The organism is Actinocorallia aurea (assembly GCF_054783995.1).
Map to the genome: position 1 here is coordinate 513,360 of NZ_BAAGPQ010000012.1, position 26,298 is coordinate 539,657.

A 26,298-nucleotide genomic window follows, 5' to 3' on the forward strand; every position below is an offset into this window, starting at 1 on the left:
GAACGCGGCGGCGTCGCCCAGGATCCTGTGCCGCATGAGAATCCGCAGCATCAGCCTGACCGCCGTGGCGGCCCTGTCGGCGACACTCGCGGTGCCCGCGGCGGCGCACGCCGGGGCCGAGGACGCCTGGCGGCACGTCTACTTCACGCCGCTGGCCACTCCGGTAGGCGACATCGAGGCGGTGGGCCCCAACGAGGTCTGGCACGCGATCACCAAGCTGGGCTCGCTCTGGCCCACGGTCGCGCGCTGGACCGGCGGCTCGACCTGGCAGACCTACGCGCTGCCCGGCATGGGCGTCCCGCTGCTGGGCATGACCCTGCAGGACATCGACGCGGCGACCCCGGACGACGTCTGGGTCGAGGGCTCCTCCCTGGTCGGCATCCTGCCCGACCGGTACCGGAAGTACCTCGCCCACTGGGACGGCGCGAAGTGGACCAAGGTCAACGCGCCCAACTCCGAGGACGCCTACGGATCGCAGAGCGGCCTCCTGGAGGTGACGTCCGGGGCGGCGTGGTACTTCGAGGGCGATCGCGTCTACAGCTGGAACGGCACCGGCTGGCACCTCGACGCCGAACTGGGATCCCGCATCGGAGCCTTGCACGCCTTCGGCGCCGACAGCGCCCTGGCGACGACGGCGAACGGGCTGCGGCGGTGGAACGGCGCCGAGTGGTCCGAGGTGCCGGGCGCCTGGCCCGCCGCCGCCCGCATCACCGGTCCGGACAGCGCCTGGTACGCCGACAAGGACGGCCTGCACACCTGGGACGGCACGGACTGGACGACCGTCGCCTATCCGGAGGAGTGGCGGCAGCTCGACACGGTGACGATGCTCGGCGCCGCGGACGGCCTGTGGGTGCGCCTGAAGGAGTCGGTCTACTTCCGGCGGCTCATCTGGCGGTACAAGGACGGCGCGTGGACCTACCAGGTCGACACCCCGAACACGCCGTCCAGCGTGGTCGTCGACGGCGCCGGACGCGTCTGGGCGACCGACGTCCTGACCCGTCTCATGCCGCAGGGCGACACCTACTACCAGGAGAGCAAGGGCCGCATCCTGCGCCTGAGCGACAACCGCCTCTCCTGGACCGTCGTCTCGTCGGCGCCCGAGGCCCACTACCGGCTGATCGAGCTCCCGGGCAGCGACCGCCTCTACGCCGTCGGCCGCAACCAGTGGACCGGCACCGACCACATCACCACCAACGTCGCGCCCTGACGCGCCGCGGGCCCGGACGCTCCCTCCCGCGTCCGGGCCCGCGGCGCGCCGGAGTCAGAGGAGGCCGAAGAAGACGGATGCGTGGTACGGGCCGCAGATCGCGTCGTGGCCCGTGCCCGTCCGGCCGCAGTTCGCGAGCCCGGTGCCCGGATCGACCGGGGCCTCGTGGCCCATGCCGCTCACCGTGTACGTCTCTACCTGGCCGCTCCCGTAGACGCGCTTGGTGACGCCGGAGGCGGGCACGGTCGTGGCGGTGGGGACGCGGCTGATCCCGAACACGTCGGTCCACTGGTCGCGCTGGTAGTCCAGGGAGCGCGGGGAGATCACTCGGTGTCGGCGCAGCCGTAGGCCATGCCGAAGAACACGGCGCCCGCCTTGAAGAAGTCGGGGTAGGCCGCGAGCATCACGTTCGTCGCCGCGCCGCCGCCGGAGTAGCCGGTGGCGAACACGCGGCCGAGGTCGGCGCCCTGCTCGGCCGCGAGGTGCCGGACCATCGCGACGACCGAGGCCGCCTCGCCCTGGCCGGCGCGGGTCCGGTCGGCCGGGTTCGAGGCGCTGAAGCACTGGTGCGGGATGAGCCCGCCGGTACCGACGTTCTCCGGCTTCTGCTCGGGCATGACGAGGGCGAAGCCGAGCGCGTCGGCGTACTTGCGCCAGCCGGTGTTCACGTCGAGGTTCTGCGCCTGGCCGCCGCAGCCGTGGAACAGCACGACGACGGGGGCGCGCGCGGGCAGCGACGCCGGGACGTAGGCGAACATGCGCAGGTCGCCGGGGTTCGCGCCGAAGGCCGCGACGGCAACGCGGGGCGGCGGCACACGGTCCCGGTGCCGCCGCCCCGGAACGGCCCCGATCCCGTCACCCCGGGCCTGGGGCCGTCGTGTATCCGTCAAAGAAACCCTGTTCCCATGATGGAAACGGGCTCTATGCTGGGCGCATGACGAACTCCGTGGGTCCCCGTGCCGTCTTCGGCGTGATCGTGCCGAGTACGAACACCGTGGTCGAGCACGACTACTGGAAGGCCGGGCCCCCGGGCGTGGCGTTCCGCGCGGGCTCGATGTACATCCCCGACCCCGTCATGGGCGACGACCAAGCCTTCCAGGCCCTCCTCGGGCAGATCCGGGCGTCGATCGACGTCGCCGTGCGCGACGTGCTCACGGCCGAGCCCGACCGGATGGTGATGGGCATGTCGGCCGAGACGTTCTGGGGCGGCGTCGAGGGGAACGCGGCCTTCGAGAAGCGCCTGCGCGACCGCACCGGCCTGCCCGTCACCACCGGAGCCTCCGCGTGCCGGGCGGCGCTGGAGGAACTGGGCGTCCGGCGGATCGCGGTGTTCTCCCCGTACCAGCCGGTCGCCGACGTCGAGGTGGGCCGCTTCTTCACCGAGGCAGGGTTCCGGGTCGAGGCGATCACCGGGCTGCGCTGCGCGACCGCGATGGACATCGCCCGGGTCCCCGAGGACCGTCTGCGCGAGATCGTCGCGGAGATCGACGGGCCGGACGTCGAGGCCGTCGTCCAGGTCGGCACGAACCTGTCGTTCGTCGACCTCGCGGGCACCCTGGAGGCGGAACTGGGCAAGCCCGTCATCCCCATCAACACCGCGACCCTCTGGCACGCCCTGCGCTCCCACGGCATCGGCGACCGCCTCCCGCACGCCGGCCGCCTCCTGCGCGACCACTAAGGAACGGGCCGCGGTCTTCGCCCGTTCAGTCCCCGAGCAGGCCGGCGAACCACCAGTGCTCGGGATCCTCCTCGTCGAGCGGCTCCGGGCGCAGATCGGTGTCCGGGGCCTCCTCCAGCGCGCGGGTGCGGCCGACGATGGCGCGCAGTTCGCGCAGGACGGGCACTTCGGCGAGTTCGTCGGGCATGCACGCCCACCAGGGGGAGCCTTCGAGGAGAACCTGCGCGCCCAGGCAGTACCAGAAGGCGATGAGGCCGACGTCGCCCTCGGCCTCCGCGGCGGCGGCCACTTGCGCCACGACCTCGATCAGCGGGACGCGGGCCGGGGGATCGGCGTCGGGGCCCGTCAGGACCCCGCTGTCGGCCATGCGCCGCCACAGGTCGGTGCCGGCCTCGCAGTACAGGTGCGGCGGGTCGACGTAGCCGTCCTCCAGCCACGAGCCGTGCCCGGCGAAGTCCTCTGCCGCCTCGGACTCCCGTAGCGCGGTGACCTCCCGTAGCGCGGTGAACTCGGTGAGCCCGGCGAGGAACTCCCGGCGGGTGGTGTGGTCGGGGTGCGCGTCGAGGGGGAAGCGGTAGGCGAATCCGCGCCTGAGCAGGACGTCCATGAGCCGGAATCGGGTGAAGGAGCAGTCCCAGTCCTCCTCGAACCGGTACAGCGCGGCGATCCAGGACCGCACGCGCGGGTCGTCGGCGGGGAAGGCGGAGTCCAGGAGGCGGATGGAGTCGGCGACCCCGTCCTCGATCTCGTGCACGGACATCGGAAGTCGTGGTCCTCGCGGGGGTCGTCGCGTCGGGGGGAGCCGCGTTCTCCGTGGGAAGGGCGGGGCTTCATGATGAGCGTAACGCCGTTCGGTTCCGTCCGGCGGCTCTTCAGCTCGCCCCGCACAGATTGTGATCACCCCCTTGACGCAAGACACGCAGCGCACCACGGCCGCCGAAGCCTTCTTCACCACCGAAGGCGGCACCTTCTTCCCCGGCCCCCGCGCGGTCGGCCCGTGGGGCGCCGACATGATGAACGGCCGCCCCGTCGGCGGCATCCTGGCCCACTGCCTGGAGGACCGGCACGGCGACCCTGCGTTCCTGCCCGCGCGGCTCACCGTGGACCTGCTGCGGCCGACGAGGATGCGGCCCTTCACCGTCCGGACGGCCTCCGTCCGCGAGGGCCGCCGGATCCTGATCGCCGACGCCGAACTCGTCCAGGACGGGGACGTGACGGCCCGGGCGAGCCTCGTGCAGCTGCGCCGCGGCGAGCAGCCGCCCGGCCGGGTCTGGCAGGCCGACGACCCGATGGGGGCGCCGATGCCTCCCGCCGACGTGCCCGACAACGGGCACGAGCTCCTCATGTGGCCGTACGGGCACGGTGAGCCCGACCCGGCCCACCGCATGTCGGTGTGGGAGGGCGTGTCCCGCAAGGGCACCTGGCTGCGGGAGAACCGCGATCTCGTCGAGGGCGCGGCGCTCACCCCCTTCGTGCGGGCGGCCCTCGCGGGGGACGTGGCCAGCCCCCTGACGGGCTGGGGGACCGCGGGCCTGCACTACATCAACGCCGACTACACCCTCGCCCTGAGCCGCCTGCCCGAAGGCCCCGACATCGGGCTCCTGGCCGTCTCCCACCTCAGCGTGGAGGGCGTGGCGACGGGCAGCGTCACCGTCCACGACCGGCGCGGCCCGATCGGCACGTGCTCGATCGTCGCCCTGGCCAACACCGTGGCTTCCCTCGCCCTCCCGCCGGACCCCGCGGCCCGGTAGGAACCTTACTGCGTAAAGGCGCGGGCTGGATCTGCCGTCAGCGCGCAGGGCCCGCCTCCGCCCGAGCGACGGCGGCGGCATACTCGCCCGGACCCGGACGGAACCCCTCAAGCCACCACGTCGCGCCGGCCGCCTCGATCGCCGCGACCGACGCGGAGGCGCGCGCCGCGGCGTCGGCCGGGGTGCGGCCGGTGATGACCACGTCGAACGGCCCGTCGGCGCCCTCGCGCAGCGCCTCGACCGCCGCGACGAGTTCGGCGACGGCCTCGGGGGTCGCGTTCCACGCGCCGGTGGCGGGGTCGGTCATCATCGGTGCGACACCGTCCCAGCGGGCGGCCCGGCGCAGGGGCGCGCGGTGCGGCCAGTCGCATCCGATCCACACCGGAGGGCGCGGCGACCGCACGGGGGAGGGGCGGAACCTGACCTTCCGGGCGGTCAGGAACTCTCCCGTGAAGTCGACCTCCTCGCCCGACCACAACGCGGCCAGGAGGTCGAGCCCCTCGTCGAGCCTCCGGGCGACCTCGCGCGGCTCCGTCGGCTCACCCCAGGTTCCGTACTCGGCGTCGAGGGTGAAACCCAGTCCCGCGCCGAACACGAGTCGGCCGCCCGACAGCCGGTCCAGCGAGGTGGTCTGCCGCGCCAGCGTGCCGGGCCTGCGCCGCGCGACCGCGGTGACCAGCGGCCCGAGCAGGATCCGCTCGGTCGCGGCGGCGGCCAGGGTCAACGCCGTCCACGGATCGCCGACGTCGAGCGGGGCGAAGGGGAAGACCACGTGATCCCACAGGAAGAACCCGTCCCAGCCGGCGGCCTCGGCACGCCGCGCCAGCTCGGCGACCCGGCGCGCGTCCGCGAACTCGCCGAGGTTCGGTACGCACAGTCCCTGCCGCATAGCGGCGACGGTAACGATATTTTCGTGCGATGCCAAGGTACGTCTCGTGAATGAGAACCAGGAGTTCGGCCGTTCAGCGGTCCTCGGGAGGCAGCAGGGTGCCTAGGGGGCCGAGGTCGAGGTTGAGATCCGCGCGGTCGAGATGGAAGCGCTCCTCCAGCTCCTTCATCGCCTCCTCCAGCCGCATCAGCGCGAGGCCGAGTTCCTCGACCTTCTCCTCCGGCAGGTCACCCGCGTCCACCCGGCGCAGCGCCTGCCGCTCCATGAGCTGGCGGATCAGCTCGACCAGTGTGAGGACGAGGCGGACCAGATCGCGCTGCACGGCCTCCGGATCGGTCTCCAGGCGGTGCGCGAGCCTCCGGCCCTGCACCGCGCGGCGCTCGCGGCCGTCCTCCTCCCCGCTCCGGTAGGGGCGGGTCACGGCGGCGCGGCCCCCATCGGCTCGCCCGCGATCCGCTCGATCTCCGGTCCCACCGAGGCGATCACCGCGCGGAGCGAGATGTGCACGAGGTCCACGTCCGCGATCGAGATCACGATGTCCCCGGCGATGACGACACCGCCCGCCAGCAGCCGGTCCAGCAGATCGACCAAGGCGACGGGTTCGCCGCGCGCGTACCCGTCGCGCTGCGGCTCCAGGGCCCGGCTGACGCTCACGGCTCCCCCTCCCCGGCGGCCTCCTCGACGACGGCGAACGAGTACGGCGCCCACGGCCCCGTGATCCTGACCCGCAGCCGCGGGTGGCGCGCGCCTTCGGCGGCGACGGCGGCCCGGAACCGGGCGCCGTCGGAGTCGTCCACGAGGTAGGCGGCGTTGAGCACCATCCACCCGGGCTCGCCGGACAGGCCGGGGTCCTGCGCGCGGTGCCTCCGCATGTCCACCGACACGTCGCGCAGGGCCGCGTCGATCTCCTCGGCGGCGCGCAGCGCGGCGAGCCGCCCTTCGCGTTCGCTGTGCCGCTCCTCCTGGCGCCGCCGCAGGTAGGACGTGCCAGGGCGGGACCCCGAGCCGGCCGGCGCCGCCGCGGGCTCGGCGCGGGCCGGAGGATCGGCGTAGACCTTCACGCCCCACTCGGTCCGTCCGCCCACCCGGTCCAGCGCTCCGGCGAACTCCCCGCCCCGCTCCCGCAGCGCCGCGTGCACCCGCTCCTCAGAGCGGTAGACGGTGGCGAGGCCCAGGGGGATGACGGTCGCACCGAGCGCGTCGATGACGCCGTGGTGGGCGCGTGCGGTGGACTCCAACCAGGCCAGGCTCTCCAGGTTGCGGCGCAACGGCTCCTCGCCGAACTCCGCGAGGCCGACGGGGCTGACGACGGCCGTGAGCCCGCCCTCCTCGACGAGTCGGACGGGTTCTCCGCCGATGCCCCGTACCCCGTCGACGGCGTCGGAAGACAGGCCGCGGCCTACGGCGTAGACGTAGCAGCCCGTCCCGGGCTCACCCACGGCGCCTCTCCTCCCGGTCCTCGGCGTACTCGCGGTCCTCCGTGGAGGAGTCCGCCTCCAGATCCGCCTCCCTCTCCAGCTCGGTCTCGCCCGCAAGCTCGGATTCGGCCTCAAGCTCGGCCTCGCCCTCCAGTTCGGATTCGGCCTCAAGCTCCGCGACGCGGGCGCGCAGCCTCCGGTTCTCCTCGTCGATGGACGAGCGGGCGTGCGACGACAGTGTCGGATCGTGCTCCCACCAGTCGATGCCCATCTCCTTGGCCCGGTCGACCGACGCGACGACCAGCCGCAGCTTCACCGTCAGCAGCTCGATGTCGAGCAGATTGACCTGGATGTCCCCGGCGATGACGATCCCCTTGTCGAGGACCCGCTCGAGGATGTCGGCGAGGTTCGCCGGCTCACCGCGCCGCGTCGCCGCGGGAGGCTGCCGGGCATAGCCGGACAGCTCGCTTCGGGTGAGGGGCTCGCTCATCACGGCCTCCGCTCAGAGCTCGGGCGGCGGCCGGTCAGCCGGTCGAGGAGCGCCTGCTCCAGGGCGTCGGCCTCGTCCTCGGTGAGTTCGCCCGCCTCCCGGGCGCGCGCCACCTCGGCCAGCTCCCGGCGGATCTCGGCCGGATCGAAGAGCTGGCGCTCGGCCTCGTCGCGCAGGCACTCGGCGAGCCATGCGACGCCGCGGACCGGGGCCAGCGGCAGGGTGAGCAGTCCGGTGACCAGGCCCATCGCTCACACCTCCTCAAGGACGGGAACGAAGTCGTACGGCGCGAGGGGCCCGAGCAGGCGCAGCGAGACCCGCCCCGCCCACCGCTCGCCCAGCGCGTCCACGGCGTCCTCGAACTCCGGAAGGTCGTCGTCGGCGACCAGGAACGCCGCCTCGGCCGCGGCGGTCTCGCCCGCGGCGTCGCGCAGCGCCGCCCCCACCGAGTAGGGCTCCAAAGCCGACAGGAGGACGTCCGTGTCCGCCGCGCGCTTGTCGTCGAGCGCTCGGACGACGGACTCGCCGAGCTGTAGGCGCTCGCCGTAGGAGGCCTCCACCGGCTTGTCCCCGATGGCCGCGCGCAGATCCGCGATCTCCGGCCGCTCCACCATGATCTCCCGCAGCACCGCCTCCTCGTCGTAGGCGCCGGAGACGACGAACTCACGCCGCCCGCGCAGGTCGGCGAGGACGTCGGCGAACCAGGCGTGGTGCGGCGCGAGCAGTTCCTCGGCCACCGCGTCGTCGGCCGTGACGACGGAGCCGAAGCGGAAGGGAAGGATCACGGTCGCCTCCGACGCAGCGGCCACGACGTCCTCATGGGCGAGCAGTTCGTCGCGCGCGCCGAGCGGCCCGCGCGGGTTGATCCCGCCCACGAGCGCCGCGACCCCGCCGCGCTCGACGAGCCGTACGGGCTCGCCGTCCAGGCCGACGAGGTCCTCGGGCAACCGCGCCCCGGCAGGCACGATGCCGAACACGTAGCACGCGGTCTCCTCGACGGGCGGCGCGTCGGCGGCCGCGCCGTTGGCCGGCGTCGTCATCGCTCCCGCCTCCTCTCACGGTGGCGGGCCCCCGCCTCGGCGGGCGCGCGCTCCTCTTCTTCCTCTTCCGCGTACTCGGCCCTGCCGTCGTCGTCGTCGTCCTGCGACAGGCCGGAGAAGGCCTCCTTCGTCGCCTCGATGACGCCGCGCGCCTTGCCCTGGGCGACCTTCTGCGTGCCGCCCTCGGTGACGTCCTCGACCAGGTCGGGCAGCCCCTCGCCGCCCTTGCCCTCCTCGTACAGGTTCAGGCGGTTCGTCGCCTCGGCGAACCGCAGGAACGTGTCCACGCTCGCCACGACGATCCGGGCGTCGATCGTGATCACCTCGATGCCGACCAGCGACACCCGCACGAACGCGTCGATGACCAGGCCCTTGTCGAGGATCAGGGCGACCACGTCGGCGAGACCGCCGCCGGGCGCCCGCTCGACAGGGGAGGGCGCCCCTCGGTAGGACTGCACTGACATCGGTGCTCACCTCCGCTCCGAGCCGCCTCCGCGCGGCTCATCTGCCCGCTCGCGGCGCGGGCTGCTTCACCCGGGGCCGGTCCTCGGCCTCGGCCGGACGGCGCCGGGCCGGCTGCCGTGCGGGTTCGGGCGGCCTGCGCCGCGCCCGGCGGGGATCGGCTCCCTCGCGCTCGGACCCTTCGCGGGCCGGCTCACGCTCACGTTCACGCCCGCGGTGGCCTTCTCCGTCCTCCTCGTGCTCACGTGGGCGCCGGTGCTCGGCGTGCTCACGCGGACGGCGGTGCTCCTCTTCGTGCTCATGCTGCGGCCTCTCTTGGCCGTCATGCTCGTGCGCCGACTCCTCGGCCTCCTCGGCGGATCCGTTCGCGCGCTCGTCCTCGGAGGTCTCCTCGCCGGTCGAGACGACCTCGCCGTCGCGGATCTCCCCGCGCCAGCCCTCGACCTGGTCGGGATCGGCCAGGGCGTGGACCATGACGTGCCGCGCGAAGTGCTTGAGTTCCAGACGCGCCCGGCGGCCCTGAGCGCGCCACAGGTTCCCGGTGCGCTCGAAGAACCCCTGCGGGTGGTACTCCATCACCAGGCAGACCCGGGTGAGATTCGGGCCGAGTTCGGTGAACGACACCGCGCCGTCGACATGTCCCTTGGCCCCCTTGGACCGCCAGATGATGTGGCTGTCGGGCACCTGCTCGAGGATCGTCGCCTCCCACTCGCGGTGCGACCAGAAGACCTGGGCCTTCCAGTGGACCTTCATGTCGTCGGACTGGTCGGCCTGCTCGACCTTCTTCGTGAACGTCGGGAAGTCCTCGAACTGGGTCCACTGGTTGTAGGTGAGCTGGAGGGGGGCGCCCACGTCGATGGTCTCGACGATGTTGGTCAGTTTCAGCTTCTTCTTCCCGCCGGAGCCCTTGAGCTTCGCCGTGAGGCCGGACATCCCGGCGCTGAGCGCGGCCCGTACCGGCCCCTTGCCTTCACTGAGCGCGCCGAGTCCGGACATCGCCGCCTGGACGCCGGGGCCGCCTCCGTCCTCCTGCTTCGCCTTGTCGAGCAGGCTGTGCGCCGTATCGTCGATCTTGTGCGAGACCTTGTCGGCCGCCGCCTTCAGCGCCTTGTCCGCGAGCCCCGTCAGGAGGCCGCCGACGGCGCCGGCACCCCGTCCGTCCCGCGCGTCCTTGTCCTCGGCCATGTCTCCAGTCTCCCCTCGCCGTGCCCGTCTACCGGGCCGCCGTCCTCTTGCGCGGTGATCCGCGTTCGGCGTCGCGCCGTCCGGCTTCCGCGGCCCGCGAGGGCGCGCGGCGCTCCGGCTCCTCCTCGTCGGGGTAGTCGTCGGTCTCGGCGTAGTCCTCGTACTCGTCGTCGGAGTCCTCTTCGTAGTCGTCCTCGTGCCGCTTCTCCCTGGCTCGGCGTGCGGGCTTCTCCCGCTCGTCTTCGTCCTGCTCCGTGTGCTCGTCCGCGCGCTCGCCCTCCTCGGCGCTCTCGTCGCCGCCGGACTCCTTGTCGCGGGAGCCCAGCAGGACGTCGGCGAGGTCGCCGAGCGAGCCCGTGCCCGTCGTGCCGGCCTTCTCCGCGATGCCCTTGCCGGTCTCCGCGAGTTGCCCGCGCAGGTCGGTGAGGGCCTTGTCGAGTCCGGCGCGGCGCAGCATCTCGACGATGTCCCCGGAGGAGCGCCCGGCCACGACCATCAACGCGAGCATCGCCGCGGTTCTGGCCTTGTGCGAGCGTCCCAGCACATATCCGAACAGCACCGAGAGAGCTATTTGACCTCCGCCTTTCATACCTGTCCCCCTTACCGTCGGGTATATCTCGCCGCCATCCTCAGGCTATGCCCGAAGCCGTGATCGAAACGGAGTTAAAACCCGATGAAGCAGACGTTTTGGAGGTCCGGTGAATGCGAGGCCGAGGATCACCCCGCACCTGGTGTTCTCGCTGGTGGTAGCAGACATGATCGCCTTTTTCGCGGGGCGCTCATGGAGGGTGCGAGAATGCGGCTTTGGGTAATATCGGCAGTCGTTGCGGACCATTCGCGTTGGTGTGCGAGTGTGGAGTTTCCGGATCGCTCATCCATGATGAGGAGGAACCGAAAATGATGTCTTCCACGATCGTGCGCCGGACGGTGATGGCAGGAGCCGTGGCGTTCGGAGCAGTGCTCGCGGCGGCGTCAGGTGCGTCGGCCGGAGACGGCCCAGGCGACGGATACCACGGTGATCACGGATACCACGACGGCTACGACAACGGCTGGAACCACGGCGACGGAGACTGGCACGGCGATGGCGGCTACCACGGTGATGGCGGCTGGCATGGCGACGGCGGCTGGAACGGCGGTGGTGACTGGAACGGCGGTGGTGGCTGGAACGGCGGCGGCGGCGACTGGGGCGGCAACGGAGGCTGGTGACCACTGCCAGGCCCCGTGATCGACCCCTGAGCCTCGCACCCACTACCGAGAAGCCCGAAGGGCGCCTCTTCCCGAGAGGCGCCCTTCGGGCGTGCGCGCCCTTCCCGATGACAACCAGAAGGTCCCACTCCTTGGATGCGAGCAACATGAGGTTGCCGGCCACGTCCGCCCCGGCCGTCCCGGCCGCGCAGATCCTCGCCGCGACCACCACGCTGACCGTCGGCTCCGGCGCGGTTCTGCTGCCCAACCACGCGCCCTACGCGGTCGCCGAGCAGTTCGGCGCCCTCGCCTGCCCGCACCCCGGACGGGTCGATCCCGGGCTGAGCCGGGCCACCGGGGGAGCACCGCACGCCGCGCCGCGCCGCGGCGACCCCCGCTGCTCGGACTTCCGCACCCATGCGCGCCGGCGACCCCGACGCCCTCCTGCCCACCGAGGCCGCCGTCGTCATCGCGGTGGATCGCGCGGTGCGCGCGGCAGCCGGGCCGCCGTTGACGCAGAGCGTTCGTCGGCCAGCCGTGGCAGCCTTTCGGGTGCGGGGTGCGGGGTGCGGGGTGCGGGGTGCGGGGTGCGGGGTGCGGGGTGCGGGGTGCGGGGTGCGGGTGCCCGTCGGACCGAGGGCGACTGACCCGCCGCCGGTTTTTCGCCGGCACCTTCGTCCCTGGCGCCTTGGTCGAGGAAGCCCGGCAGATCACCGTCTTGTTCCAGGTCCTGCTGCGATGGGACGACGGAAACGACCGGTAGGCGACGCTGGACCTCTTCAACGCCTTCGGCCGGGCGCGCGGCCGAACTCGCGGCAGGAGAGCGGCGTGCCTGGGGGAGGGACCGGGCGCGCGGCGGGCTGCACGCTGTGGAAGCGGGCGCGGTGGTGGCGCGGGATCTTTTCGAGCGTGTTGAGCTCCTCGCCCACATGGGGGAGGAGTTCTCGACGGGCCGTACCCATGCTCTCGCAGCCTGCGGGTCTCGCCCGAATGGGAGCGGAGGCCCTTTACATGGGCGTGGTGTCAGGGGGTTGGGGAGGTGAGGGCGCGGAGGCGGACGGCTCGGGCGGTCCAGCGGCCGTCGTGGCGGTGGACTTCGATGGGGTGGGCGAAGGCCGTGGTGACGTGGGGTGTGGTGAGGGCGGTGTCGACGGGGCCGGAGGAGACGACCCGGCCCTCGGAGAGGAGGAGGGCGTGCGTGGTCGAGGCGGGCAACTCCTCCAGGTGGTGCGTGACGAGGACCGAGGCGAGCCGGGGCCTGGTCTCGGAGAGGAGGTCGAGGGTCTCCAGGAGCTGTTCGCGGGCTGCGACGTCGAGGCCGGTGGAGGGCTCGTCCAGGAGCAGGAGCCGCGGGTCGCTGATCAGGGCGCGCGCGATCAGGGTGCGGCCCCGCTCTCCCTGGGAGAGGGTCGGCCAGCGATCCTCGGCTTTGCCTGCGAGGCCGAGATCGGCGATCAGGGCGTCGGCCTTGGCGAGCTCCGAGGGCTCTGGCCGCCACCGCAGCTGCGGCTCGATGGTCCCGGTCAGGCCGGTGAGCACGGTTTCGCGGACGCTCAGTGGAATGCGCAGCGGGTGCCGCGGGTTCACGTGCCCGATCCGCCGGCGCAGCGCCTGGAGTTCGACCCGACCGAGCCGTCCGCCCAGCACCTCCACGGTGCCCGAGGTCGGGTGGGCGACCGCGCCGCAGAAGCCCAGGATCGTGCTCTTGCCCGCGCCGTTCGGGCCGAGCATGGCCCAGTGCTCGCCTTCGGTGACCCTGAAGCTGATCCCGTGCAGGATCTCCTTGTCGATCCGGCGGTAGGTCACGTCCCTGAGTTCCAGAACGGTGTCGGGGGAGTGCTGGGGGATCATGCGTAGGCCTCCTTCAGCCCGGTCAGGTGGGCGCGGCTCAGTTCGGCGGCGGCCAGAGGATCGCGCCGCGCGATCGCTTCGGTGAGTTCCTCGTGTGCGGTGTGATCGGCCTCGGGGGAGGCCGGTGGGCGCGTGCGCATCATGTCGACCATGGCGGTGCGGACGCGTGGCACGAAGCTGTCGAACAGTTCGACGAGCACATCGTTGTGCGCGGCGACGATCACCGCGCGGTGGAAGGCCATGTCGGCGTCCACATGGTCTTCGGCCGACCGTCCGGCGACCGCCCGGTGGGCCAGCGCCCGCCGCACCGCGCGCAGGTCGTTCGGCGTGCGCCGTGCGGCGGCCAGCGCGGCCGCCTCGGCCTCGATCGCGAGCCGGGCCTCCAGGACCGAGGCGACCGACGCGCGGCGCAGTACCGCGTCCCAATCCTCGGTGACGTCCAGGGCGGTGACGAACACTCCGACGCCCTGCCGGGAGTCCAGCACGCCCTTGCCCGCCAGTTCGCGGACGGCCTCGCGTACCGTGGATCGGCCGATCCCGAGCTGGGCGGCCAGGGTCGTCTCGCCGGGCAGGCGGTGCCCGAGCCCCCACTCGCCGGCGCGGATGCGGGCCAGCAGCGCCTCGGCGGCCTGCGCCGCGAGCGGATGCCGCTGTAGGGGTGCCGTCATGTCCGCTCCCTCTCGCCCGCTCCGACCGGCCTGCGTGATCATTCCGCACGATCGGCTCATCTGATCTTGACGCTGCCAGCGTACACCCGGTTCACAGCATGTCGAACCGAATGTTGCAGGTCAGGCCGCATGAGCCCATCAGCTTGTCTGAGGAGTGGGTGCGGAGGAAAGGGACAGAGGCACCCGGCTGCTGCCGGGTGCCTCGGGAGCGGGAAAGGTCAGCCGACGAGCAGTGTCTCCTTGAGCTCCTTCAGTTCGGCCTTGGTCAGCCCCAGACCCTGCCTCTCGTAGGCGGCGAAGGTGCCGAAGGACTTCTCGACCTGGTCGAATCCGGCGTCGAGGTACTCGGCGCGGACGTCCATGAGCGGCTTGTAGATCTCGGCCTGGGCGGCGGGCATCGAGGCGAGCGCGGCGGCGTTGGCCGCGGCGCGGTAGTCGTTGCTCGCCAGGTAGTCGGCCATGACCGTGGCGCGCGGGACGCCGAGCGCGGTGAGCAGGGACGCGGTGGCCCAACCGGTCCGGTCCTTGCCGGCCGTGCAGTGGTACAGGGCGGCGCGGAGGTCGTCATCGGACAGGCCGTCGAAGACGCTGCTGTAGGCGGCCTGGGAGACCGCGGAGGTCACCATGCTCCGCTCGCCCTGGACCATCATCTGAGCCGCGGCCTCGGCGGTGGTCGGCATCGTGTAGGAGCCGCTGCCGCCGGAGACGTCGGCGATCACGTGCCGGATGCCTGCGGGGAGCCTGTCGGGCGCGGAGGCGCGCTCGGAGTCCATGCGCAGGTCGTAGACGATCTCCACGCCGAGCCGCTTGAGCTTCGCCTGGTCGGCGGAGGTGAGCTTGTCGAGGGCGTCGGTGCGGTAGATCTCGCCCATCTTCACCCACTGGCCGTTCGCGGTTCGGTAGCCGCCGACGTCGCGGAAGTTGACCGTGCCGTCCAGCTTCACGAGGCGGTCGGCGAGGTGCAGGGAGCCTCCGTGCTCCGGAACGAGGTCGAACCACTGCCGGTCGGCGGAGGGCAGCCCCTTGACGCGGACGGTCTCTGAGCCGTCTCCGCGGGCCACGGTCTTTCCGGCCGCCTCGACGGCCACGTGCTTCACTCCGGGAGCGTTCCAGGTGATGGTGAACGAGCCGTCGTTGCCCGCCTTGACCGTCGCCTCGGTGAAGGGGATGCGCTGGGAGTGCTGCCCCTTCGGGTGGTGGTCGTTCTTGTAGTGCGGTGGGGAGGCGGCGGCCCCGGTCGCGGCGGCGCCGATCACGAGGGCGGCGGACGCCACCACGGTCGAGACCGCCTTGACCGATGTCAGGTTCTTCATGACCCGGAACGTTCCTCCCGCCAGATGAACGGGAAGGGAAACGAGTAAACAACGGACCTTTAATGATTCAAGGCGGAGTAAAGAAGTCGCGTGTGAAAGAGGAGGAGGGCGGGGCTGGGGGCACCTCCATCCGGAGCCCCCTCGACGGCCCATCGCGGCGGTCCGAGGACGTCCCGAAGGAGAGGCGCCATGACCGACTCACCCGCGACCCGACCCGACACCGCAGGACTGGAAGAGGCCGAGGTGCGGGCCTTCCCGTTCCACGCCCCGGACAGGCTCAACGTGGACTCCGACTACGCCGATCTGCGGGAGACCGAACCCCTGTGCCCGGTACGGCTGCCCTACGGCGAGCCCGCCTGGCTCGTCACCAGGCACGAGGACGTACGGACGGTGCTGGCCGACCCGCGGTTCAGCCGAGCGGCCTCCGTCGAGCACGACGAGCCGCGCATGCGGCCGTACGAAGGCATTCCCGACAGCATCATGTCGCTGGACGCACCCGAGCACACGCGGCTGCGCGGGTCCGTCGCCAAGGCGTTCACCGCGCGGCGCGTCGAACTGCTGCGCTCGCGCACCCAGGCCATCGCCGACGAGCTCGTCGACCGGATGATCTCGGCGGGCCCGCCCGCCGACCTCGTCGCGGACTTCGCGCTGCCCCTGCCCGTCACCGTCATCTGCGAACTGCTCGGCGTGCCCTACGCCGACCGCGGCCTGTTCCGCCAATGGTCGGAGGCCCTGCTGTCGACCACCGAGTACACCGAGGCGGAGGTCATGGACGCCTCGGCGCGGCTCCTCGGCTACATGGAAGGGCTCGTCGCCGACCACCGGCGGGAGCCGAAGGACGACCTGCTGAGCGCGCTGGTGGCCGCCCGTGACGAACGGGACAGGCTCACCGAGAGGGAACTCGTCGTGCTCGGCGTGAGCATCCTCGTCGCGGGCCATGAGACCACCGCGACGCAGATCCCGAACTTCGTCTACACGCTGCTCGTCGAGCCCGGCCGCCTCGCGGCGCTGCGCGAGCGGCCGGAGTCGATCCCCCGCGCGGTGGAGGAGCTGATGCGCTATGTGCCGTTGGGCAGCGGGGCGGCGATACCGCGGTACGCGCGCGAAGACGTCGAGCTGAGCGGAGGCACGGTGCGGGCGGGGGACCCGGTCCTCGTCGCGCTGTCGTCGGCCAATCGGGATGGGGTCGTCTACACCGACGCCGACCGGCTCGACTTCTCCCGCGAGGAGACGCCGCACCTCGGGTTCGGGCACGGCGCGCACTACTGCCTCGGCGCCCAGCTCGCCCGGATGGAACTCCAGGTCTCCCTGGCGACGCTGATCGGGAGGCTGCCCGGCCTCCGCTTCGCAGGCTCGGCCGATGACGTCGTATGGAAGTCGGGCGCCGTCATCCAAGGCCCCGAGTACATGCCGATCGCATGGGACGCGTCGTGAAAAGCGCCGAAGGCGGCCGTCCATGCGGGACGCGTAAGAGAAGCCGCAGGTAGCGGCGGTGGCGGGCCCGGTCGTTAGGGAAATGTTGTTTCCCTAGAGGGAACGAAGGGTGTCGGAGCGCGTAGGCGGCGGCGTAAGATCGCGCCGTCGACGGGCGATGTCCGGCGTTCCCCCCGGACGTGTCGGACAGGCTGTGTCGCCGTGGGATCCGGTCCGTCTCGTCACAGGAGTCGCCATGCGCAAGGCAGTGATCACCGGAAGCACCAAGGGCATCGGCTTCGCCCTCGCCCGCGAACTGCTGCGGAGGGGCAACTCCGTGGTCGTCACCGGACGGAGCCGGGAATCGGTCGAAGACGCCGTGGAGAGACTGCGCCCGGAAGCGGCGGACAAGGCCGAGGTCCACGGCCACGCCGTGGACGTGACCGACGCCGCGGCCGTCGAAGGACTGTGGGAGGCGGCGGTCGCCGCGCTCGGCGGAGTGGACCTGTGGATCAACAACGCGGGCGTCGCGCACACGACCCGGCCGATCGTGGAGACGACGCCCGGGGAAGTCCGGGCGATGGTCACTACCAACATGCTCGGCACCGTGTTCGGCGCGCAAGTGGCGGTCCGGGGCATGCTCGCGGCGGGCGGCGGGCAGGTCTTCAACGTGCTCGGCGGCGGCAGCGACGGCCGCATCCGCCCGGGCATGGGCGTCTACTCCGCGACGAAGCGGGGTCTGGACTCGTTCACCCGTGCGCTGGTCAAGGAGGCGTCCGGGACGAACGTGCGGATCGGCCAGATCAGCCCCGGCATCCTCATCACCGAAGGCTGGCTCCGCGAGGCCGCGGTCGCCCCCGACCAGGTGTCGAGCCAGCGCAAGATCCTCAACATCCTGTGCGACCACGTGGACGACGTGGCGCCGTATCTCGTCGACAAGGTTCTGGCCAGCGGCAGGAACGGCGATGCGATCGCCTGGCTCACGACGGGACGGATGGCCCGGAAGTTCCTCGCGCCGGGCAAGCGTGACGTCCTCGGCCGCTACGAGCTCTGAGGCGCACTCCGTGGTGGTGCGATAAGGCCGATCGTTACCGTCACCAAAGGTGATTTCACCGTTACCCGATGGTGATGTCGGTACCGCTCTGGGGCCACTGGTGCGGCCGGGGTTCGTGCGGCCACGATCTGTGGCATGGCGAACACGTTCCAGCGCGGCAAAATTCGCGGCATCTTCACGGCGATGGATGTCGACGGGGACGGCGCGCTCACCGAGTCCGACTTCCGAGACCTCGCGGCCCGCTGGACGGCCGTGCGCGCCGACGCCGACCACACAGGGCTGACCAGGGTGATGACGGGATGGTGGCCGATCCTGCGTGCCGCGGCGGACACCGACGGGGACGGCAGGGTCGGCCTCGACGAGGTCCTGGCCGTGGTGGACACGCTGCCCGCCGCGCCAGAGGCGATGGACGCCACCGCAGAGGCGATGTTCGAGGCCATCGACGAGAACAGCGACGGGCGCATCTCCCGGAACGAGTACCGCACAATGATCGAGGCCTGGACGGGTCGGCCCACCGACACCGACACCGTCTTCCCGCGGCTCGACCTCGACGGGGACGGCTACCTGTCCCGTGCCGAGTTCCTGCTGCTCTGGCGTGACTTTTGGGCGGGCGACACCCCCGGAACCCCGGGCGCCTGGCTCTTCGGCCTCTTCCCCACCGAAGCCACGCGCTTATCCCGGAGGGCTCGGCCGCGCGGTCTTCCGGCCGCCACCGCCGCTAGGACGGCGGGAAGGCGCCCGGAACGCCGCGCGGCCCTGCCCGTTGGGCGGGACCCGGCCCGGTCAGGGTGGGTGCGCGAGGGCGCCGTAAGCGGTGACGGAGAGGAACCGGATGGGGAGTTCCCGGAGTTCGATCGGTCCGTGCGGTGCCTCGCCGTCGAACTGGAGGGAGTCGCCCGGGGCCATCTCGTAGCGGGAGGTGCCGTGCCCGTAGGTCATGACGCCGTCGAGCATGTAGAGGAACTCGGTGCCCGCGTGCTGGAAGAGCGGGAACACCTCGCTGGCCTCGGTGAGGGTCACCAGCAGCGGCTCGATCCGCTTGTGCTCGCCGCGCAGCGACCCGAGCTGCTCGTACAGGTGGCCGACATTACTGCCGCGCCGGACGATCCGCGCCCCGTGCCCGGCCGGCACGAAGACCGCCTCGCGTTCGGCCTCCACGCCGCGGAACAGCGCGGTCACGGGCACCTCGAGCGCGTCCGCCAGGCGCGCCAGCGTGGAAAGGCTGCACGAGGTCTGCGCATTCTCGATCTTGGAGAGCATCGCCTTCGAGATCCCGGTCTCCTCCGCCAGCCCGGCGAGCGAGACACGCCTGCTCAACCGGTACTCCCGCACCCGAACGGCGATGATCTCCTCAAGCGACACCAGCCCAGGATAGGCCCAGCCCACCCCCGCGGATCCCCGTCGGCCCGACCCCGCCGACCATCTCCTCTCCATCGCCTCCGGGCCACCGGCTCCTTGCATCATCTCGGCGCGCACCCATGCGGAGAACGAGGTAGGCCTTCGATCAGGCCGGTCGGGTGCCGGGCGGTGTCGAGCGGCTCCACGCGGCAGTGGGCGCTTCTCGGGCGACGGGCCCGGGAGCGATCGGGCACGAGTTCCCCGAAGCGCTGTCTGCGGACAGCGCCCGCTGCCACCTGAGCCCGTCGACGCTCAGCCGGATCAGACCGCCTGGACGAATTCGCCTCTGTGTCGGGGCGGGGGTGGGGCTGCGTGGGGCGGGTCGGCTGCTCTAACAGAGTGGAGTGCTGCCCGGGCAGGCTGGGCGGTGCGTGGAGTCGGTTGGTTGATGGGTCTTGGGTGGGCGGCTGTTTGTAGCTTGGGTTAACAGGCGGGCAACCCCTGGGGGTTTCGTGCTGGTTATCTTGGTTTCCTGTAGGTGGATGCCGGGTGCGCGTGTCCGGCGGCGAGGGAGGCGGGGCGGGTGCGGGAGAGCGAGGCGGTGGGTGTCGATCCCGGGTCGACGAGTGCGCCCCGGTTCGGCCGGGAGGCGCCGGAGGTGGACGCCACGGGGAAGGACTACGCGGTGCTGGCGCTCGGGGAGGCGGCCAGGCCGGTCGCCGCGGCCTGGGCGCAGCGGATCGAGGAGGCCGGGGCGACGGCGTGGGTCTCCTATGCGGCCGAGTTGGGCGACGGGGTCCTCGCGGCGTTCCGGGAGAGGCTCGCCGCGGCGTCGGTCGGCTGGCGGCTGATGCTGTGCGGGCCAGAGCACGAGGTGCTGTTCCTGCGCGGTGAGGCGGTGCGGGCGGGGGCGCTGCCCGTCGAGATCCGGATGCACGCGACGGCCGTGGGGCGGCGCCGTGTGTACTGCGCGCACTGCCGTCATGTCACGTCCGGTGACATCGGTGCGGGCGACCTCCTCCTGTGCGGAGGCTGCGGCCTCACCCTCGTCTGCCACCACCACTTCTCCCGTCGGCTCGCGGCCTACCTCGCTTACCAGGCCGACGCGGAGGTCGTCGCGTGAGGCGGACCCGGCGACAGCGCGGCTCGGAGCGCCCATCGGAGGCCGAACGGTGAGCGGGCTGGAACTCGTGCTCCGCAAGGCCGTCGACGAGGCGCCCGGGGTGCGGTCGCTGAGCTTCGCGCGGCCTGACGGAGGTGCGCTGCCGGCCTACGTGCCCGGCAGCCACCTCGTCTTCGAATGCGACGGCACCCGCAATGCCTACTCGCTGACCGGATCGGGCGACGTGTCCGCCGAGTACCCCGTCTCGGTGCTGCTCAGGCCGGAAGGGGCGGGCGGCTCGGCCTGGATGCACCGGCTCGTCCCGGGCGACACGGTGCGCGCGTCGGCGCCCCGCAGCGCCTTCGCCCCGGTCGCGACGGCCCGGCGGCACCTGTTCGTGGCGGGCGGCATCGGCATCACGCCGCTGCTGTCGCACGTCCGCGCAGCCCTGGCCTGGGACCGCGATTTCCTCCTGCTGTACGGCCACGCCGAAGGCGGCGCGGCACACCTGGCGGAACTCCGCGACCTGTGCGGCGACAGGCTGCAGGCGTGCACGGGACGGGAAACCCTCCTCGCTGCCGTCCACGCGCGCCTGCGGGCCCAGCCCTTGGGCACGCACCTCTATGTATGCGGGCCTCCGGGCATGATCGACGGGGTCGGAATCCTCGCCGGCGCCGCGGGATGGCCCGCCGAACGCGTCCACGTCGAGCGTTTCGCCGGCGCGGACCTCGATCCGGGTGCGCCCTTCACCGCGCGGCTGCGGAGCGGCCGGATCCTCGACGTCCCGTCCGGCGTCAGCCTCCTCGACGCGCTCGCGACGTCCGGGATCGAGGTGCCGAACCTGTGCCGCCAGGGCGTCTGCGGTGAATGCCGCGTTCCGGTCGTCGGCGGACGGCCGGAGCACCGCGACCTCTACCTGTCGGAGGCCGAACGGGCCTCCGACACCGCGATCATGTGCTGCGTGTCCCGCGGCACCGCTCTGGAACTCGACCTGTAGCCGGGAGACGCACATGGCCTTCACGACGGCGTCCGGCGGACGCACCGCACGGTTCCCCTTCCCGTTCTCCTCCGACAGCTACCGCTATGCCACCAACGTGGAGCCGGCCCGCGCCCCCGTGCGCACCCCGGCGGGCGGCTGGGGCGAGACCGTCGTCGACGTCGACGACGACTACCGCGCGGAACTCGCCGAACGCGCCCGCGTCCTGGCGGCGGACCCCAGCCGGTGCACGGTCCTGCCGCACATGCGCGCGGCCTGCTGGGACGCGCTCGTCTACCTCCTGCGCGAACTGGCCGCGAGCAACCCCGGCGCGATGGCACTCGCCGACCTCGGCGGCGGGCGCCTGTCCTGGCGTAACGACCTCCTCGGCATGGTCCTGGACTTCACCGTCGGAGACGACGCCGGTGTACCGGGCGGGCCGCTCGCGTTCGCCGGGAGCCAGGTCCAGGAGGACATCGTCCTGCTCGACCAGCGCGAAGACGCCCTCTGGGCGGACGCCGGCCTGGTCACCTTCGCCGCCTCCTGGTCGCTGCACTTCGACGTCGGCATGCCGTTCCTCGAAGTGCACGGGCCCGTCCCGCGCGTCCACGCGAACGGCGTCATCCCGCGCGCCCAGGCGTTCCTGATGCGGCTCCCGGCAGGCCGGGAGTACCGGCGGACCAACTGGTCGATGACCGTGGGCCGCCGCCTCGACACCTCGATGGAGGCCTATCCCGAGTGGGGTCCGGAGCGGGCGCGTGCCGCCGCGTCGCCCGAGACGCTCGGCGACACCCTCCACTTGCGGGTCGAGGTCCAGCACCTGCTGCGGCTCGCGCCGTCCGGCGCGGTCCTGTTCCTCATCCGCACCTATCTCCTGTCCCTGCGGGAGATCGCCCGCGTCCCGGAGTGGGGACGCAGGCTCGCGGCGGTCTTGGCGGAGTTGCCGGACGACCTCGTCGAGTACAAGGGCCTCGGCGCGTACCGTGACGGCGCCGTCGCCTGGCTGGGCGCGGCGGCGGGGTGAGCCGCGCGGGTCACATCGTGTTGACGATGAGGCCGATGTGCGTGAAGTAGTTGAGCGCGCCGAACAGCAGGAACAGCACGCCCGCGATCGCCCAGCACCACAGGAGCACCTTGGCCAGTCCGGGACGGCGCCCGCCGAGCGCGAACGGGAACAGGACCGCGCCGAGCCCGACGAGGAAGTACAGCAGCGAGATGAACACCGCCTCGACCATCGGGTGGTCGGCGAGGAGGCCCGAGATCGGCTCCTCCTTCGGCGCGGCGAACAGCTTGTACCAGACCCCGGCGGCAGCGATCCCCCAGCAGGCCAGGCCCATGCCGAACACGAACACCGAGATGGGTCCGGCGAGCCCGGCGAGGTGCCTCTCGCGTTCCGGGTGCTCCTCGAGGATGCGTCCGCGCCGCCACAGGTAGACGCTCGCGCCCAGGAGCAGCACGCCGAACGCGAGAGACGGCTCACCGAAGATGATGTTGTCGAATGGGAAACCGCCGGCGGCGAGCGGCCAGGTGAGGGTCATGTGCAGGCCGGTCAGCGTGAGGATCGTCCCCAGGACGCCGAACGCCAGCGCGAATCCCTCGGTGTGCAGCTCTGCGCGGGGCTCGGCAAGCCGCTTCCATAGGCCCACGACCAGGAGGAGGCCCGCCCCCGCCGCGACCGCCATGATCGTGTTGTACGTGGGCATCTCGGCCCAGTTGATCTTGAGCGCGGCCTGGACGGCTTCCGCATCCGCGAGCTTCATTCAAGCCCCCTTTTCCCCTTGGTCGCCCCGTACCCTCGGCCCCTTCCTGCCGCCCCCGTCAAATCACCAAAAACCCACCAGATCTCCCGTGTCGCCGACGATGTGTGCCCGGCCCCGACGGATAGGCGACCTGCCCCTCAACGAACGGTGGGCGGGGGCGAACCTTGCGGAGGCGGGAGGCGTCCGAACTCGGCGACGGGGAAGATGAGCGGAGGGCGTTGTGGACGGAGCCGGATGGGGGCGGGTCGCCGCGCGGGGGGCGGTGCTGATCGGGGGCGGGCTCTCCGTGTGCGCCGTCACCGGGTGGATCGTGGGGGCGGGTGGGTTCTTCGGAGGGGTCGCCCAGTTCGCGGCGGCTGGGGCGCTGGTCGGGGCATGGCTGCTGCTGGACAGGTGGGGGCCCGCGTGGGCGGCGGTGGCGGCCTGCGCGCTGGCCGGGTTGCCCCTGCTGGGCCTCGTGCAGGCCGGCGCCCCGGCGAACCTGTACCTGAGGACGGGCGGGGAACGCACCGCGGCCGTCGTCGTCGCGGCGGAGCACGTGAGGACGAAGAGCGGCGGCTACGACGTGTACCGGATCGCCGGTGCCGACGGGCGCGAGATCGACGGAGACCTGGAGGGCGCGGGGGACGGGCTTCGGCCGGGTGCGCCGCTCGATGTGGTCGTCGATCCGGCGGGGATCCTCCGACCCCGTCTCGCGGCCGAGGCCGACGACAGGGACTACGACGTCCTGTGCCTTGCGGCGCTCGCCGCGTGGACCGTGCTCGTCGGGACGGCGCTGCTCCTGGGCGAGCTCGGCGCGCGACGTGCTGCGCCGGTCACCTCGGGGCTGCGCCGGTTCGTTCCGGAAAGCGTGGGTACGCGGGCGGCGCTCATCACCGCAGGCCTGGTCTTGGCCTCCTTTCTGACGGGCTGGGCGATCGCGGCCTTTCCCTCGCCGGTCCCCTGGATCCTCGGGGTGCCGCTCGGGACCGCCGCGCTCGGCGCGCCGTTCCTGCTCGCCGTGGCGACGAAGGTCGAGGTGGAGGGCCGGCAGGCGTGGTGGCCCGCCTGGACGGGGCTGCTTTTCGCCGGGGCCCTGTTCATCGGCGGCTGCGTCATCCCCAAGGACGCGTATCTGCACATCTTCGGCGAACGCACGACCGGGGTGGTCGCCGGGACCGTCTGCGAGCAGAGCGACACGGACGCATCGGGCTGCTACTACGAGCACACGCTGACCGATCCCGAAGGCCGCCCGCTCAGCGGCACCGTAGGATCTTCCCGCCTGTACGGCGACGGCACGGAACTCCCCATCCTCGCCGACCCCCGCGGCGAGGTGTCTCCCCAGCTCGTCACCGATGACCGGGCCGACTTCGGCTACCGTCTCGCGGCCGTGGGCCTGGCGGGTTTCGCCGCCACCTCCCTCGCGGCGACCCTGAAACACCGCGCCCAGCAGCGCACCTCTCCACCCGCGCCCCGTTCCCGACGCCGCACCCCCCACCCCACCCCAAAACGCCCCAAACCCTGAAACGCGGCGACGCGGGAGCGCTGCGCGGTGGGGCGGGGGATAAGGAAGCGTTGATGCCGGTGGCGGGGAGGGACTGCCAGCCTCGGGTGAACGGGGAGGAGATGCGCTCTGCGCGGGACAGGTCGACGCCGGCGTGGGGATGGCGGGCGTAGAGCTCTTCGAGGGCGACGCGGGCCTGCAGTTTGGCGAGGTGGGAGCCGATGCAGAAGTGGACGCCGCTGGCGAACCCCAGGTGGCGGCCGATCGGGCGGGTGATGTCGAGGCGATCGGCGGTGGGGCCGTACTCGCGTTCGTCACGGCCCGCCGAGCCGTAGAGCATCATCACCTTCTCGCCCTCGGGGATCTCGACGCCGTGCAGCTCCACGGGGCGGGTGGTGGTGCGGGCCAAGGCCTGGACCGAGCCCTCCAGGCGCAGGAACTCCATCAGGGCGTTCGGGATCAATGCGGTATCGGCGACGAGTTGCTCGCGCTGGGCGTGGTCGGAGTCGAGCAGCATGACGCCGTGGGAGATGAGGTTGCCCGTGGTGTCGTTGCCGCCCGCGACCATGACGAAGCAGAACCCGAGGATGTCCCAGTCGGTGAGGCGCTCGCCGTCGACCTCGGCGGCGGTGAGGGCGGTGATGAGATCGTCGCCGGGCTCGGCGCGGCGGGCGGTGATGACCGCGCCGAAGTACTCGAACATCTCGGCCACCGCGGTGACGGCCGCCGCGTCGTCCAGCTTCAGGCCCTCGTCCTGGATGGTGGTGAGCGCCGCGACCCAGGGGTCGAAGCGCGCGCGGTCGGCCTCGGGCACCCCGAGCAGGTGCGCGAGCGCGAACGTGGGCAGCGGCGAGGCGTAGTCGCGGTGCAGGTCCGGAACCTCGCCCTCGGCGGCCTTGCGTTCCATCAGGGTGAGGCGTTCGCGCACGAACGCGCGGAGCAGCTCCTCCATGCCGCCGATGCGCCGCGGCGTGAAGCCCGCCGACACCAGGCGGCGCAGCACCGAATGGCGTGGCGGATCGAGCATGACGATGGTCGGCGCGAGGCCGAGCGCGGTGATCTCGTCGGGGAAGAAGGTGAGGCCCTGCGCCGACGACCAGGTGCCCGGATCGCGGACCGCCTCCCAGATGTCGGCGAAGCGCGACAGCGCCCAGTAGTGCGGAGACTCGTGCCGGTGGACGGGTTCGGTGTCGCGCAGCGCCCGATAGGCGGGATACGGATCGGACTGGAAGTCGGGATCGAACGGGTCATAACGCATCGGGGGCCTCCCGCTCCTGCGATTTAACGGCACTCGTTATTAACGCCCTCTGTTATTATCACCCCATGGCGCGTGACGCAACCGAGACGAGGGCCCGGCTCGTTCAGGCAGGGGCGAGGCTGTTCGCCGAGAAGGGAGTCGACGCCGCCAGGACACGCGACATCGTCTGGCTCGCGGGCCAGGCGAACGACTCGGCGATCACCTACCACTTCGGTTCGCGCCAGGGACTGTTGGAGGCGATCCTGCGCGCGGGCATGGACAGGATGGAGCCCGTCCGCGCGCGGGCGGAACTCGCGGGCGCGCAGATCCCTGCCGTCGTCGCCGCGATCGTCGAGCCGATAGCCGCGGAACTGCGCACCGAAGAAGGCCGCGACTTCCTACGCGTGGTCGCCCAGGTCTCCGGCCAGGCAGGCGTCCGCACCCGGGACGCCCCGTCGTTTCTCGCGGGCACCGAGATCGCCCGTCAGCTCTCCGTCCTGGAGAAGTCCCTCGCCGCGCGCCTCCCCGAGCCCGTGGCGCTGGAACGGGTCGCGGCCCTCATCGCCTTCCTCACCGCCGCGCTCGCCGACCGCGCCTCCCGCCCCGAACCGCACCTGCTCCCGCACGACTCCTTCACCGCCGATCTCATCGCCATGCTCTCCGCCGCCCTCCAGGCCCCGCCTCCACCGCTATGAGGCCCCGGCCTGGGTCGGCGGCGTCCCGAACGGTCGATCCCCCGTCGTGCGCCTGCACTTCGAGGGGACGCTGCGGCTGCACCCGGACGTCCCCGACTCCTTC

General features: G+C 72.0%; 30 protein-coding genes and 1 pseudogene. 12 read left to right on the forward strand and 19 right to left on the reverse strand.

Features of this window, described 5'->3' with window-relative positions; translation table 11 throughout:
* Window positions 1-34: 34 nt before the first annotated feature.
* Window positions 35-1,207 carry a hypothetical protein gene (locus ACYVOM_RS14875; RefSeq protein WP_460303933.1) on the forward strand — a complete coding sequence of 391 codons (1,173 nt, stop codon included), beginning with the start codon at window positions 35-37 and terminating at the stop codon, window positions 1,205-1,207.
* A 54-nt stretch (window positions 1,208-1,261) separates the two neighbouring features.
* Here the strand turns inward: ACYVOM_RS14875 and ACYVOM_RS14880 are convergent, their stop codons facing one another.
* Both ACYVOM_RS14880 and ACYVOM_RS14885 read right to left on the reverse strand, forming a co-directional pair.
* Window positions 1,262-1,534, reverse strand: a complete 273-nt coding sequence (locus ACYVOM_RS14880) for a hypothetical protein (RefSeq protein WP_460303934.1) — start codon at window positions 1,532-1,534, stop codon at window positions 1,262-1,264.
* The gene (locus tag ACYVOM_RS14885) at window positions 1,531-2,022 is read right to left on the reverse strand and encodes an extracellular catalytic domain type 1 short-chain-length polyhydroxyalkanoate depolymerase (RefSeq protein WP_460303935.1); all 492 of its coding nucleotides are present in this window, start codon (window positions 2,020-2,022) and stop codon (window positions 1,531-1,533) included. The genes ACYVOM_RS14880 and ACYVOM_RS14885 overlap by 4 nt, the downstream gene beginning before the upstream one ends.
* A gap of 119 nt (window positions 2,023-2,141) precedes the next feature.
* Between ACYVOM_RS14885 and ACYVOM_RS14890 the strand changes: the two genes are divergently transcribed.
* Complete coding sequence (locus tag ACYVOM_RS14890) at window positions 2,142-2,885, forward strand: maleate cis-trans isomerase family protein (protein ID WP_460303936.1); 744 nt, start codon at window positions 2,142-2,144, stop codon at window positions 2,883-2,885.
* Between the two features lie 25 nt (window positions 2,886-2,910).
* Here ACYVOM_RS14890 and ACYVOM_RS14895 read toward each other — a convergent pair whose 3' ends face one another.
* The gene (locus ACYVOM_RS14895) at window positions 2,911-3,645 is read right to left on the reverse strand and encodes a hypothetical protein (RefSeq protein ID WP_460303937.1); all 735 of its coding nucleotides are present in this window, start codon (window positions 3,643-3,645) and stop codon (window positions 2,911-2,913) included.
* Window positions 3,646-3,790: 145 nt separating this feature from the next.
* Here ACYVOM_RS14895 and ACYVOM_RS14900 point away from each other — a divergent pair, with 145 nt between their 5' ends.
* On the forward strand, window positions 3,791-4,636 hold the full coding sequence (locus tag ACYVOM_RS14900; RefSeq protein WP_460303938.1) for an acyl-CoA thioesterase domain-containing protein: 846 nt from the start codon (window positions 3,791-3,793) through the stop codon (window positions 4,634-4,636).
* A gap of 37 nt (window positions 4,637-4,673) precedes the next feature.
* Here the strand turns inward: ACYVOM_RS14900 and ACYVOM_RS14905 are convergent, their stop codons facing one another.
* The 10 genes from ACYVOM_RS14905 to ACYVOM_RS14950 all read right to left on the reverse strand — a co-directional run bounded on the left by ACYVOM_RS14905 (window position 4,674) and on the right by ACYVOM_RS14950 (window position 10,679).
* The gene (locus ACYVOM_RS14905; RefSeq protein WP_460303939.1) at window positions 4,674-5,525 is read right to left on the reverse strand and encodes an LLM class flavin-dependent oxidoreductase; all 852 of its coding nucleotides are present in this window, start codon (window positions 5,523-5,525) and stop codon (window positions 4,674-4,676) included.
* Window positions 5,526-5,598: 73 nt separating this feature from the next.
* Window positions 5,599-5,946, reverse strand: a complete 348-nt coding sequence (locus tag ACYVOM_RS14910; RefSeq protein ID WP_460303940.1) for a gas vesicle protein K — start codon at window positions 5,944-5,946, stop codon at window positions 5,599-5,601.
* On the reverse strand, window positions 5,943-6,179 hold the full coding sequence (locus ACYVOM_RS14915) for a gas vesicle protein (protein ID WP_460303941.1): 237 nt from the start codon (window positions 6,177-6,179) through the stop codon (window positions 5,943-5,945). The genes ACYVOM_RS14910 and ACYVOM_RS14915 overlap by 4 nt, the downstream gene beginning before the upstream one ends.
* Window positions 6,176-6,964, reverse strand: coding sequence for a GvpL/GvpF family gas vesicle protein (locus ACYVOM_RS14920; protein ID WP_460303942.1), 789 nt, complete (start codon window positions 6,962-6,964; stop codon window positions 6,176-6,178). The genes ACYVOM_RS14915 and ACYVOM_RS14920 overlap by 4 nt, the downstream gene beginning before the upstream one ends.
* Entirely contained in the window at window positions 6,957-7,433 is a 477-nt protein-coding gene (locus ACYVOM_RS14925) for a gas vesicle protein (protein ID WP_460303943.1), read from the reverse strand. Before ACYVOM_RS14925 ends, ACYVOM_RS14920 begins: the two co-directional genes overlap by 8 nt.
* Window positions 7,433-7,681, reverse strand: coding sequence for a gas vesicle protein GvpG (locus ACYVOM_RS14930; protein ID WP_460303944.1), 249 nt, complete (start codon window positions 7,679-7,681; stop codon window positions 7,433-7,435). Before ACYVOM_RS14930 ends, ACYVOM_RS14925 begins: the two co-directional genes overlap by 1 nt.
* 3 nt (window positions 7,682-7,684) lie before the next feature.
* Entirely contained in the window at window positions 7,685-8,473 is a 789-nt protein-coding gene (locus ACYVOM_RS14935; protein ID WP_460303945.1) for a GvpL/GvpF family gas vesicle protein, read from the reverse strand.
* The gene (gene gvpJ / locus ACYVOM_RS14940) at window positions 8,470-8,937 is read right to left on the reverse strand and encodes a gas vesicle protein GvpJ (protein ID WP_460303946.1); all 468 of its coding nucleotides are present in this window, start codon (window positions 8,935-8,937) and stop codon (window positions 8,470-8,472) included. The genes ACYVOM_RS14935 and gvpJ overlap by 4 nt, the downstream gene beginning before the upstream one ends.
* 37 nt (window positions 8,938-8,974) lie before the next feature.
* Window positions 8,975-10,120, reverse strand: coding sequence for an SRPBCC family protein (locus ACYVOM_RS14945; RefSeq protein WP_460303947.1), 1,146 nt, complete (start codon window positions 10,118-10,120; stop codon window positions 8,975-8,977).
* Between the two features lie 28 nt (window positions 10,121-10,148).
* The gene (locus tag ACYVOM_RS14950) at window positions 10,149-10,679 is read right to left on the reverse strand and encodes a hypothetical protein (protein WP_460303948.1); all 531 of its coding nucleotides are present in this window, start codon (window positions 10,677-10,679) and stop codon (window positions 10,149-10,151) included.
* Window positions 10,680-11,017: 338 nt separating this feature from the next.
* On the opposite strand from ACYVOM_RS14950, the gene ACYVOM_RS14955 reads away from it, so the two are divergent.
* Together ACYVOM_RS14955 and ACYVOM_RS14960 are read left to right on the forward strand one after the other, a co-directional pair.
* A complete protein-coding gene (locus tag ACYVOM_RS14955; RefSeq protein ID WP_460303949.1) occupies window positions 11,018-11,326 on the forward strand; it encodes a hypothetical protein in 309 nt (102 codons plus the stop codon).
* Between the two features lie 146 nt (window positions 11,327-11,472).
* Window positions 11,473-11,952, forward strand: coding sequence for an LLM class flavin-dependent oxidoreductase (locus ACYVOM_RS14960; protein WP_460303950.1), 480 nt, complete (start codon window positions 11,473-11,475; stop codon window positions 11,950-11,952).
* A gap of 376 nt (window positions 11,953-12,328) precedes the next feature.
* Here the strand turns inward: ACYVOM_RS14960 and ACYVOM_RS14965 are convergent, their stop codons facing one another.
* The 3 genes from ACYVOM_RS14965 to ACYVOM_RS14975 all read right to left on the reverse strand — a co-directional run bounded on the left by ACYVOM_RS14965 (window position 12,329) and on the right by ACYVOM_RS14975 (window position 15,137).
* Window positions 12,329-13,156, reverse strand: coding sequence for an ABC transporter ATP-binding protein (locus ACYVOM_RS14965; protein WP_460303951.1), 828 nt, complete (start codon window positions 13,154-13,156; stop codon window positions 12,329-12,331).
* A complete protein-coding gene (locus tag ACYVOM_RS14970) occupies window positions 13,153-13,824 on the reverse strand; it encodes a FadR/GntR family transcriptional regulator (RefSeq protein ID WP_460303952.1) in 672 nt (223 codons plus the stop codon). The genes ACYVOM_RS14965 and ACYVOM_RS14970 overlap by 4 nt, the downstream gene beginning before the upstream one ends.
* Before the next feature lie 218 nt (window positions 13,825-14,042).
* Window positions 14,043-15,137 carry a tyrosine-protein phosphatase gene (locus tag ACYVOM_RS14975; protein ID WP_460303953.1) on the reverse strand — a complete coding sequence of 365 codons (1,095 nt, stop codon included), beginning with the start codon at window positions 15,135-15,137 and terminating at the stop codon, window positions 14,043-14,045.
* Window positions 15,138-15,326: 189 nt separating this feature from the next.
* Between ACYVOM_RS14975 and ACYVOM_RS14980 the strand changes: the two genes are divergently transcribed.
* The 3 genes and pseudogenes from ACYVOM_RS14980 to ACYVOM_RS14990 all read left to right on the forward strand — a co-directional run.
* Complete coding sequence (locus ACYVOM_RS14980) at window positions 15,327-16,571, forward strand: cytochrome P450 (protein WP_460303954.1); 1,245 nt, start codon at window positions 15,327-15,329, stop codon at window positions 16,569-16,571.
* Between the two features lie 235 nt (window positions 16,572-16,806).
* Window positions 16,807-17,604, forward strand: a complete 798-nt coding sequence (locus ACYVOM_RS14985; RefSeq protein WP_460303955.1) for an SDR family oxidoreductase — start codon at window positions 16,807-16,809, stop codon at window positions 17,602-17,604.
* A gap of 135 nt (window positions 17,605-17,739) precedes the next feature.
* Window positions 17,740-18,165, forward strand: a pseudogene (locus ACYVOM_RS14990) (EF-hand domain-containing protein); the annotation flags it as partial.
* 222 nt (window positions 18,166-18,387) lie between these two features.
* On the opposite strand, the gene ACYVOM_RS14995 reads toward ACYVOM_RS14990, so the two are convergent.
* On the reverse strand, window positions 18,388-18,966 hold the full coding sequence (locus ACYVOM_RS14995) for a helix-turn-helix domain-containing protein (RefSeq protein ID WP_460303956.1): 579 nt from the start codon (window positions 18,964-18,966) through the stop codon (window positions 18,388-18,390).
* Between the two features lie 634 nt (window positions 18,967-19,600).
* Between ACYVOM_RS14995 and ACYVOM_RS15000 the strand changes: the two genes are divergently transcribed.
* From ACYVOM_RS15000 to ACYVOM_RS15010, 3 genes are read left to right on the forward strand one after another with little or no spacing between them, the layout of a single operon-like run.
* Entirely contained in the window at window positions 19,601-20,065 is a 465-nt protein-coding gene (locus tag ACYVOM_RS15000) for a dimethylamine monooxygenase subunit DmmA family protein (RefSeq protein WP_460303957.1), read from the forward strand.
* 49 nt (window positions 20,066-20,114) lie between these two features.
* Window positions 20,115-21,041, forward strand: a complete 927-nt coding sequence (locus ACYVOM_RS15005) for a PDR/VanB family oxidoreductase (protein WP_460303958.1) — start codon at window positions 20,115-20,117, stop codon at window positions 21,039-21,041.
* Window positions 21,042-21,054: 13 nt separating this feature from the next.
* Complete coding sequence (locus ACYVOM_RS15010) at window positions 21,055-22,044, forward strand: heme-dependent oxidative N-demethylase family protein (RefSeq protein ID WP_460303959.1); 990 nt, start codon at window positions 21,055-21,057, stop codon at window positions 22,042-22,044.
* A gap of 10 nt (window positions 22,045-22,054) precedes the next feature.
* Here the strand turns inward: ACYVOM_RS15010 and ACYVOM_RS15015 are convergent, their stop codons facing one another.
* Complete coding sequence (locus ACYVOM_RS15015; RefSeq protein WP_460303960.1) at window positions 22,055-22,780, reverse strand: DUF981 domain-containing protein; 726 nt, start codon at window positions 22,778-22,780, stop codon at window positions 22,055-22,057.
* A gap of 1,328 nt (window positions 22,781-24,108) precedes the next feature.
* Window positions 24,109-25,521, reverse strand: a complete 1,413-nt coding sequence (locus tag ACYVOM_RS15020; RefSeq protein ID WP_460303961.1) for a cytochrome P450 — start codon at window positions 25,519-25,521, stop codon at window positions 24,109-24,111.
* Between the two features lie 65 nt (window positions 25,522-25,586).
* On the opposite strand from ACYVOM_RS15020, the gene ACYVOM_RS15025 reads away from it, so the two are divergent.
* The gene (locus tag ACYVOM_RS15025; protein WP_460303962.1) at window positions 25,587-26,195 is read left to right on the forward strand and encodes a TetR family transcriptional regulator; all 609 of its coding nucleotides are present in this window, start codon (window positions 25,587-25,589) and stop codon (window positions 26,193-26,195) included.
* Window positions 26,196-26,298: the final 103 nt, after the last annotated feature.